The sequence below is a fragment of the Bacillus cereus group sp. BfR-BA-01382 genome (genome assembly GCF_022663475.1).
Taxonomy (GTDB): Bacteria; Bacillota; Bacilli; order Bacillales; family Bacillaceae_G; genus Bacillus_A; species Bacillus_A thuringiensis_S.
On the sequence record NZ_JAKUFQ010000076.1, the window covers coordinates 18,831 to 28,557 of the forward strand.

Here is a 9,727-nt window from a genome sequence, read left to right on the forward strand (position 1 = left end):
ATTTTACTTATACAATTCACACATGTAAAATGATGTGTAAAGACACCTGTGTGAGGAGGACTTCTAGTGGGCAAGGTAAAAGAAATTTCGAAGCGCAAACTACTTGGTATAGCTGGACTTGGATGGCTATTTGATGCAATGGATGTTGGAATGCTTTCATTTGTAATGGTAGCCTTGCAAAAGGATTGGGGATTAACGAGCCAGGAAATGGGCTGGATAGGCAGTATTAACTCAATCGGTATGGCAGTAGGAGCGCTTATTTTTGGGATACTATCAGATAGAATAGGCCGAAAATCAGTCTTTATTATTACATTATTATTATTTTCTATCGGTAGTGGTTTAACTGCATTAACAACGACACTCGCGATGTTTCTCGTTTTACGCTTTTTAATTGGTATGGGGCTTGGCGGAGAGCTTCCGGTTGCCTCTACACTAGTATCAGAGAGTGTTGAAGCGCATGAGCGTGGGAAAATTGTTGTGTTATTAGAAAGTTTTTGGGCAGGTGGATGGCTAATTGCAGCCCTTATCTCGTATTTTGTTATTCCTAAATATGGTTGGGAAATTGCGATGGTATTGAGTGCAGTTCCAGCACTATATGCTTTATATTTAAGATGGAATTTACCGGATTCCCCAAGGTTCCAAAAAGTTGAAAAAAGACCATCTGTTATTGAAAATATAAAATCAGTTTGGTCTGGGGAATATCGTAAAGCAACAATTATGCTATGGATTCTATGGTTTTGTGTTGTCTTTTCTTATTATGGAATGTTCCTTTGGTTACCGAGTGTAATGGTGCTAAAAGGATTTAGTTTAATAAAAAGTTTCCAATACGTACTTATTATGACATTAGCTCAACTTCCAGGATATTTCACCGCTGCTTGGTTTATTGAACGTCTCGGTCGTAAATTTGTGTTGGTTACGTATTTAATCGGGACAGCTTGCAGTGCCTATTTGTTTGGGGTTGCGGATTCATTAACAGTATTAATCGTGGCAGGTATGTTACTATCCTTCTTTAACTTAGGTGCTTGGGGAGCATTATACGCCTATACACCTGAACAGTATCCGACGGTTATTCGTGGTACTGGTGCAGGAATGGCAGCAGCATTTGGGCGTATTGGTGGTATTCTTGGGCCACTATTAGTGGGGTATTTAGTTGCCTCAGAAGCTTCACTATCACTAATATTTACGATTTTCTGCGGATCAATTTTAATTGGTGTATTCGCTGTAGTAATACTTGGACAGGAAACGAAGCAACGAGAATTAGTATAAAGTGAAATTTTAAACGTAGCCCTGACCGTTTATTACCCTACACTACTCCGCTCTTTCTAGGCAGTTAATGTAGGATAAAGGGGGAGAGGAAACCGAAGTGGTTTCCTTTTTTCTGTTTTTTTAGATAAATAATGGTATAGTAAGAAAAAGGGATTATTTCTTATAAAAGCGAATGTATACAGCAGGACATATGGACAAAGAATTAGGTGGTTGAAGAAATGAAAATTTTACTGATCATGGAAGAGGCAGAAGAGAGAAGAGAGTTAGCTGAAAATTTCACTGAAAATATGAGAAATGTAGAATGTTTTGAAGCAAAGACAGGAACAGAATCTTTATTTATGATGAAAAAACATATACCAGACTTTGTTTTTTTAAGTTCCAAATTACTAGATGGTACTGGTTTTGAATATGCAAGTTTATTACGAGAAATAAATTGCTATACAAAATTTATTTTTGTAGGTGAAAACATAGAGGAATCTATTACAGCTTTTCGTTTCCAAGCATTTTATTATTTATTACGACCATTTCGTGAAGAAGATTTACAATTTCTTTTATATAAAATAGGTAAAGAACAAGGTGAGAAAGCAAAGAGTTATTTGCGGAAACTACCGATAGAAAGTCAAGAGGGTATACGATATATTCTTCCAGAAGATATCGTATATGTAAGTAAAAATAAAGAAAATAAAACTGTTTCAATTTACACAACGAATAATCAGTATATTTCAACATATACACTTCAGGAATTAGAAAATAAGCTAAATGCATATGATTTTTTACGTGTGCATAAAAGCTATTTAATTAATATGTCATATGTAAAAGAACTGAAACCTTATTATAATGGCACGTATAATTTGTATTTAGATAGGTATGATGAGCAACCGATTCCAGTCAGTCGTAATTATGTAAAACGCCTTCGAAATAAAATTGAATTATAGTAGGTAATGAGAGTATTTTAACATGATAAACTGAAAATCCTTCATGATAGGGAGGATTCAAGTTAAATATTCAGAAAATTTAGTACAATCTCCACTAAGAAATAGTATTGGGGGAATTGTATGTGAAGACATTGAAATCGATCTTACTTTGGGGCGTTATTACAGCAGTAGGAGCAGGGGCTTTTGGGGTAATAGCTTTATCACAAGGTGAAACCATTAATGCTGTATGGCTCTTAGTAGCTGCTGTATGTGTATATGCAGTTGCTTATCGCTTTTATAGTAGATTTATAGCGAGAAAGGTTTTTAATTTAGATGATAATCGTCAAACACCAGCCCATACATTAAACGATGGGAAAGACTATGTTCCAACAAATAAGTGGGTATTGTTTGGACATCACTTTGCAGCGATTGCTGGGGCGGGACCTTTAGTAGGACCGATTTTAGCAGCACAAATGGGATATTTACCAGGGACCATTTGGATTATTGTTGGGGTAGTTGTTGCGGGGGCTGTCCAAGATTTTGTCATTTTATTTGCTTCGATGAGACGTAATGGTAAATCGTTAGGAGAAATGATTAAGGATGAGATTGGGCCTGTTACAGGACTAATTGCAATGATAGGTATTTTAGGAATTATGATTATTTTATTAGCAGTATTAGCGTTAGTCGTAGTAAAGGCACTGATTGGAAGTCCTTGGGGAATGTTTACGATAGCAGCAACGATTCCCATCGCTATTTTAATGGGAGTTTACATGCGCTATATTAGGCCTGGTCGTGTTGGAGAAGGGTCAGTAATTGGTATTATCCTACTTATTTTATCTCTTATTGGAGGACAGTATGTAGCAGAAAATCCAACACTTGCAAGTATGTTCACATTTAGTGGCGAAACAATTGCTATTATGCTTATTGTATATGGATTTATTGCATCTGCATTACCAGTTTGGATGTTATTAGCACCACGTGATTATTTAAGTACATTTTTAAAAGTTGGAACAATTGTTGGATTGGCGATAGGTATTTTAATTGTAGCACCTGATTTACAAATGCCAGCAGTTTCGCAATTTATTGATGGAACAGGTCCTGTTTTCTCCGGTAATTTATTCCCGTTCTTATTTATTACGATTGCCTGTGGTGCAGTCTCTGGATTCCATGCTCTTGTTTCATCAGGTACGACGCCAAAAATGATTGAACAAGAGGGACATGCACAGCCAATTGGTTACGGAGCAATGTTAATGGAGTCGTTTGTAGCTGCGATGGCAATGATTGCAGCTTGTGTATTAACACCAGGAACTTATTTTGCGATTAATAGTCCGGCAGCACTTATTGGTACGGATGTATCGCAGGCAGCTCAAGTTATTTCTTCATGGGGATTTGCTATTACACCAAATGAACTAAAAGAACTTGCTGTAAATGTTGGAGAGCAAACAATTTTATCACGTACAGGTGGCGCACCAACGTTAGCGATAGGTATGGCATATATTTTCTCACAAGTAATAGGTGGAACGGCGATGATGGCATTCTGGTATCATTTTGCTATTCTCTTTGAAGCCCTATTTATTTTAACAACGATTGACGCAGGAACGCGTGTAGGACGATTTATGATTCAAGATATTTTAGGGCATGTATATAAGCCGTTTGCGAAAACAGATTCTACATTAGCAAATGTAATAGCTACAACGTTATGTGTATTAGGATGGGGTTATTTTTTGTACCAAGGGGTAGTAGATCCGCTTGGTGGAATTAATACATTATGGCCACTTTTCGGTATTGCAAATCAAATGTTAGCAGGTATTGCATTATTACTTGGAACGACAATTTTGTTCAAAATGGGGAAAAAGGCATATGTTTGGGTGACACTTATTCCAACTGTTGGATTGCTTATTGTAACGATGACGGCGGGTTATCAAAAGCTATTTCATGAAAACCCTAAAATAGGATTTCTATCTCATGCAAAGGTGTTCCAGGGAGCATTAGATGAGGGGAAAGTGTTAGCACCAGCTAAAAATGTTGCTCAAATGAAGCAAATTATTTTCAATGATTATATTGATGCAGCGCTTTGCGGGATTTTTATGATAGTTGTAATCGCTGTATTAATTTCTGCAATTCGAATTTGGATTCAAGTATTAAGAAATAAGCCGATGCTGCTAAAAGAGGCAGCATATATTTCTAGAGATGAAAGTGAGTCGAGGAACTATTATGCTTAAACGACTACGGAAAGTATGGGGGGAAAGAAAACGCTTTATTAGTTTGCTCGTTGGGGTACCAAGTTATGAAGTATATGTGGAGCATATGAAAAAGCATCATCCTGAAGAAGAGGTTGTATGTCAAAAGCAATTTTTTGCTGAGGCACAAGAAGCAAGATTTAATGCAAAGGGTGGAAAAATATCACGCTGTTGTTAATGAAGAAGGGCGAGTTTTCGCCCTTTTTATTTTTTTGCTGTTTCACGTGGAACAGCAAAAAATAAACAAAAAACTTTGGGAATTATAGGGATTTCGTATACAATAAAGTGGGGAAGGGGATAGATGGAAAAGTAGGGAGATTATTTTATGTTAAGGGACTTATTTGTAAATACAACAATTATTCTTTCCTTTATTTTTGTTGGAGGTCAGCTTTTAAGAGATAGGCCGTTAAAAGAAGAGTTTTCTCTTTGGCAGAAATGTGTAGTAGGTATTCTTACTGGAATATTAGGTATATTACTAATGTATTTCGGTGTTCATGTTGGTACCATCCTATTGGATTTGCGCTACTTAGCTGTTATTTTAGCTGTTATAATTGGAGGCCCGATAGCGAGTACTATAGCTGTTAGTATGATTTTAGTAACTAGGTTATTATTTATGGATTATTCATTAGCTTCTCAAGTAGCTTTTTATACAATTATTGCGATAGGAGTAGGTAGTATCTTTATTTCGCGTCTAAATATCTCTCTAGGAGAAAAGTGGGCATGGTTACATACATATATTTTATCTATTCTAATCCCCTCACTATATATATGGTTAATTAAAGATATTAACATAGTAGGATTATATTTAATTTCTAGTATTATTACAGGCTACATAACATTCATAAGTGCAAATTACGTTTTACAATCCAATGAGTTATTCCAAACGATGAAGCAATACGCAACGGTAGACGCATTGACAGGTCTAGGAAACGTAAGACAGTTTGATTTAGAGATGAATCGTCATATTAGTAATAAGAACATGAAAAATGATTCGCTTTGTTTACTACTTATAGATATTGACCACTTTAAGTATGTAAATGATACGTACGGGCATCCTGCAGGGGACGAAGTGTTAAAACAAGTAGGATGTATTTTACGAGAAACTTCACAATTTCCAGATTTGGCTTTTCGAAAGGGTGGAGAGGAGTTTGCGCTTTTGATACCGAATAAGGGATTAGCTTACGGAATTCGTATGGGCGAGCAAATTCGTATAGCTGTTGAAAGTCACCCATTTCAATTGTTAGATGGAACAAAAATAAAAATTACGGTTTCGGTAGGGGTTTCAGAGTATGAAGGGTCATCAGAGCAATTTATTCAAGCGGCGGATGATGCGTTATACTACTCGAAACGAAATGGTAGAAATAAGGTCAGCTCTGCATCTTAAAGATAAGATGACCAGAAGACATAAAGCTTATAAAAAACACTCACAGAGGCAATGTATGAACCTTGTGAGTGTTTTTATTTATATATTAGACAAGTTCTTTTGATACAACGAATTTACGATATGCACCATGGTGAGTTGGACCTACGTATTCGTTAATTTTGAATGAGTAACGAATAGCAGCTGTGATGAATTCTTTAGCAGTTTTTACTGCTTCTTTCACAGGTTTTCCTTTTGCAAGTTCTGCTGTAATTGCAGCAGAATATGTACAACCTGCACCGTGTGTATTGGTTGTATCGATTTTTTCTGATTCTAGAAGATCGAATGTTTCTCCATCATATAGGACGTCGATTGCAGTTTCCGTACCAAGTTTGCTTCCACCTTTAATTAGTACGTATTTGGCACCTAAAGCGTGGATTTTCTTCGCTGCTTCTTTCATGTCCTCAAGAGAATTAATTTTCACACCGCTTAATTGGTAAGCTTCAAATAAGTTTGGTGTTACAACTAATGCCTTTGGCACAAGAACGTCACGTAAGCAATCGTTCGTTTCAGGATGTAATGCTTCATCTGCACCTTTACATACCATAACAGGGTCAACTACTACATTTTTGAAATTGTGCTTTTCGATTGTTTCTGCAACCATTTCAATAATTTCTACTGATCCAAGCATACCTGTTTTTAAAGCGTCTACGCCAACACCTTCAATTGTTGTTTCTAATTGTGGTTTTAATGTAGAAGCTGGGATTGGAAATACGTTATGTGCCCAACCGTTATGTGGATCCATCGTTACGATTGTTGTAAGAGATGTCATTCCGTATACGCCAAGTTCTTGGAATGTTTTTAAATCTGCTTGTATACCAGCACCGCCACTTGTGTCAGAACCAGCGATAGTAAGTGCTTTATTTAATGTCATTATGAAAGCCCCCTCAAGTGATATAATGAAAACTATGTTTTCACCATTATATCAATGTTACGAATAAGTACAAAGTGAAAAGTAGATGATTTATTTTAAGAGCTATTTAAAATCTTGTATGCAGGAGACTGAGTATGTTTCGAGATAATCGTACAAATGAATTAGTTATATTAAAGGAAATTGCAGAAACATTAAATACATCAAATGATACATATCATGTATTGCAAGCAGTACTAGAAAAATTGCTCAGTGTAACAGGTTTAACGACAGGCTGGATTTTTCTTGCGGATGAAAATGGGAAGTATACGAAGGTGATCGATTACCAGTTACCAGAGGCACTTAAATATGAAAATAAACGCCCGATGTGTGAAGGTGAGTGTTGGTGTTTACGCGGCTTCGTAGATGGGAAATTAGAGAGAGCCGTTAATATTATTGAATGTAAAAGAATTAATAATGCAATTGAATATAATTGGGGAGATACAGAAGGAATTCTTCATCATGCTACGGTTCCTTTAAAGGCTGGAGGAGAGAAATTTGGTGTTTTAAATATAGCTAGCCCAGGTAAAACACATTTTTCGGAAGAAGAATTAGTATTGCTCCAATCAGTTGCTTTCCAAATCGGGACGGCTTTAAAGCGAACAAAATTATATGAAAATGAAAAGCGAAGAGCACATTACTATGTGAAATTGGAGCGGTTTATTCAAGCTTTAAAAACGATTCATAAGTTTAATGTATTATCTGAAAAGGTGGTAAATCACGTAGGTGAAGTATTTCAGTGGAATCAAGTGGCGTTTTTTATTAGGGAAGAAATAGAGTTATCTTTGCGAGCTTCTTATGGGCAGGAAGAGTTACAAGAGGATGTAAAAGAAGCGGCAAAGAAGGCGTTAGAACAAGGTGAGCTAGCTCTATTAAAACGTGTAAATGGAGTTGTTATTGCTACGCCAATACATATTCAAAATCATATATTTGGTGTTTTATGTGTTAGTTTAAATAATGGAGAATTTGATGTTAATACAATAGATATAATTCAAGCATTATCGAATCACGTTTCATTAATAATAGAGAATCTAAGGTTAAACGAACAGCGCCGTGAACTCGTACGACTGGAAGAAAGAAACCGATTAGCAAGGGATTTACATGATTCTGTTTCGCAAAAATTATTTTCATTAACCTTTATGACAAAAGGGGCTGAGGCCGTTTTAAAAGGTCAAAATGAAAAGGTTGACCAATCTTTGCATGAGATGCGGGAACTAGCGCAAGGAGCTTTAAAGGAAATGAGAACATTAATTTGGCAGCTTCGTCCGGCAGGATTAGAAAAAGGTTTATTACCAGCTTTAAAGCAGTACGGTGAAAACTTGGGACTGAAAATTCGGGAACAAGTTACAGGTGTTCGTGATTTACCGCGTGTAGTAGAGGAAGCGTTATGGAGAATTGGACAAGAAGCTTTGAATAACGTAAGTAAACATGCGAATGTCAGAGAATCAACGATTTATTTCAAAGTGACAGAGAAGAATGTATCATTAGAAATAGTCGATCAAGGAAACGGCTTTGTAGAAAAGGATATAAAAGAGAAGAAATCACTCGGCATGACTACGATGCGTGAAAGAGTAGAATTAGTTGGTGGAACAATTAAAATTGTAAGTAGTAAGAAGCGAACGAGCGTAAAAGTAAATGTACCATTATGATGTGAAAATGAGGGAAGTTTGTGAAAATAAAAGTATTGTTAGTCGATGATCATACAGTCGTTTTAAAAGGATTAGCATTTTTCTTAAGTACACAGGAAGATTTAACGTTAGTTGGAGAAGCAAATAATGGGAAAGAAGCGTTAGTGAAAGTAGGGGAGACGAATCCAGATGTTGTATTAATGGATTTATATATGCCCGAAATGGATGGTGTCGAGGCGACGGCGTGCATCAAAAAAGAATATCCGAATGTGAAAGTAATTGTATTAACTAGCTTTTCTGATCAGGCGCATGTTTTACCAGCGTTAAGGGCGGGGGCAAGTGGGTATATTTTAAAAGATGTAGAACCGGATCAGCTTGTTGAAGCTATTCGAAGCGCATATAAAGGTAATATTCAATTACATCCGGATATAGCAAATACTCTTCTCTCTCAAACACTACCTGTGGAAGAAAAGGAAGAAGAACCTTCTATTCAAGTGGATGTGCTAACGGCGAGAGAAAATGAAGTGCTGCAGCTATTAGCGAAAGGGATGAGTAATAAAGAGATCGCTTCTGTTTTAGTTATTACAGAAAAAACGGTAAAAGCTCATGTAAGTAGTATTTTGAGTAAGTTGAATTTATCTGATCGCACGCAAGCGGCGTTATATGCAGTGAAAAATGGAATTGTATAAGACAAAAGTCGTAAGACCTAGTTCGCCTTTAGAAGGTGGACTTTTTTTATGGAAAAATACGTCTATGTGAGGACGAAAATGTATTGATATAAAGATAAAATATGTTTGTAAGCAACAAAACAACAATTACAAGGGATACCTTTTTTGAAAGCATATAACAACATAAGAGTGAGTACTAGGAGGAAGAAATAATGGCAACAGTTTTATTTGTTAAAGCAAACAACCGTCCAGCGGAACAAGCAGTTAGTGTAAAATTATATGAGGCATTTTTAGCGAACTATAAAGAAGCACATCCAAATGATACAGTAGTAGAACTTGATTTATATAAAGAAGAATTACCATATGTAGGTGTAGACATGATCAATGGTACATTTAAGGCAGGTAAAGGATTTGATTTAACAGAAGAAGAGGCAAAAGCAGTAGCAGTTGCTGATAAGTATTTAAATCAATTTTTAGAAGCTGATAAAGTCGTTTTCGGTTTCCCATTATGGAACTTAACGATTCCAGCAGTGCTACACACATATATTGATTATTTAAACCGTGCTGGCAAAACGTTTAAATATACGCCAGAAGGTCCAGTTGGTCTAATTGGAGATAAGAAGATTGCATTATTAAACGCGCGCGGCGGCGTATATTCTGAAGGTCCAGCAGCTGAAGTAG

The 9,727-nt window shown here is 36.3% G+C and carries 9 protein-coding genes; 8 read left to right on the plus strand and 1 reads right to left on the minus strand.

Features of this window, described 5'->3' with window-relative positions:
- Positions 1 to 66 precede the first annotated feature (66 nt).
- The 5 genes from MR160_RS24035 to MR160_RS24055 all read left to right on the plus strand — a co-directional run bounded on the left by MR160_RS24035 (position 67) and on the right by MR160_RS24055 (position 5,804).
- Positions 67 to 1,266, plus strand: a complete 1,200-nt coding sequence (locus MR160_RS24035; protein ID WP_000521109.1) for an MFS transporter — start codon at positions 67 to 69, stop codon at positions 1,264 to 1,266.
- 218 nt (positions 1,267 to 1,484) lie between these two features.
- Positions 1,485 to 2,201, plus strand: a complete 717-nt coding sequence (locus MR160_RS24040; RefSeq protein ID WP_000698255.1) for a LytR/AlgR family response regulator transcription factor — start codon at positions 1,485 to 1,487, stop codon at positions 2,199 to 2,201.
- A gap of 122 nt (positions 2,202 to 2,323) precedes the next feature.
- Positions 2,324 to 4,402, plus strand: a complete 2,079-nt coding sequence (cstA, locus tag MR160_RS24045; protein WP_000854306.1) for a carbon starvation protein CstA — start codon at positions 2,324 to 2,326, stop codon at positions 4,400 to 4,402.
- Complete coding sequence (locus MR160_RS24050; RefSeq protein WP_000919819.1) at positions 4,395 to 4,598, plus strand: YbdD/YjiX family protein; 204 nt, start codon at positions 4,395 to 4,397, stop codon at positions 4,596 to 4,598. The genes cstA and MR160_RS24050 overlap by 8 nt, the downstream gene beginning before the upstream one ends.
- Before the next feature lie 147 nt (positions 4,599 to 4,745).
- Complete coding sequence (locus MR160_RS24055) at positions 4,746 to 5,804, plus strand: GGDEF domain-containing protein (RefSeq protein WP_000942921.1); 1,059 nt, start codon at positions 4,746 to 4,748, stop codon at positions 5,802 to 5,804.
- Positions 5,805 to 5,889: 85 nt separating this feature from the next.
- On the opposite strand, the gene pdxK is transcribed toward MR160_RS24055, so the two are convergent.
- Positions 5,890 to 6,714 carry a pyridoxine/pyridoxal/pyridoxamine kinase gene (gene pdxK / locus MR160_RS24060; protein ID WP_000174252.1) on the minus strand — a complete coding sequence of 275 codons (825 nt, stop codon included), beginning with the start codon at positions 6,712 to 6,714 and terminating at the stop codon, positions 5,890 to 5,892.
- A gap of 134 nt (positions 6,715 to 6,848) precedes the next feature.
- On the opposite strand from pdxK, the gene MR160_RS24065 reads away from it, so the two are divergent.
- From MR160_RS24065 to MR160_RS24075, 3 genes are all read left to right on the plus strand, one after another.
- Entirely contained in the window at positions 6,849 to 8,399 is a 1,551-nt protein-coding gene (locus MR160_RS24065) for a GAF domain-containing sensor histidine kinase (RefSeq protein ID WP_242298192.1), read from the plus strand.
- A 20-nt stretch (positions 8,400 to 8,419) separates the two neighbouring features.
- A complete protein-coding gene (locus tag MR160_RS24070) occupies positions 8,420 to 9,067 on the plus strand; it encodes a response regulator (RefSeq protein ID WP_000695816.1) in 648 nt (215 codons plus the stop codon).
- A gap of 191 nt (positions 9,068 to 9,258) precedes the next feature.
- Positions 9,259 to 9,727: FMN-dependent NADH-azoreductase (locus MR160_RS24075; RefSeq protein WP_242298194.1), on the plus strand; the 469-nt coding region annotated here is incomplete at its 3' end.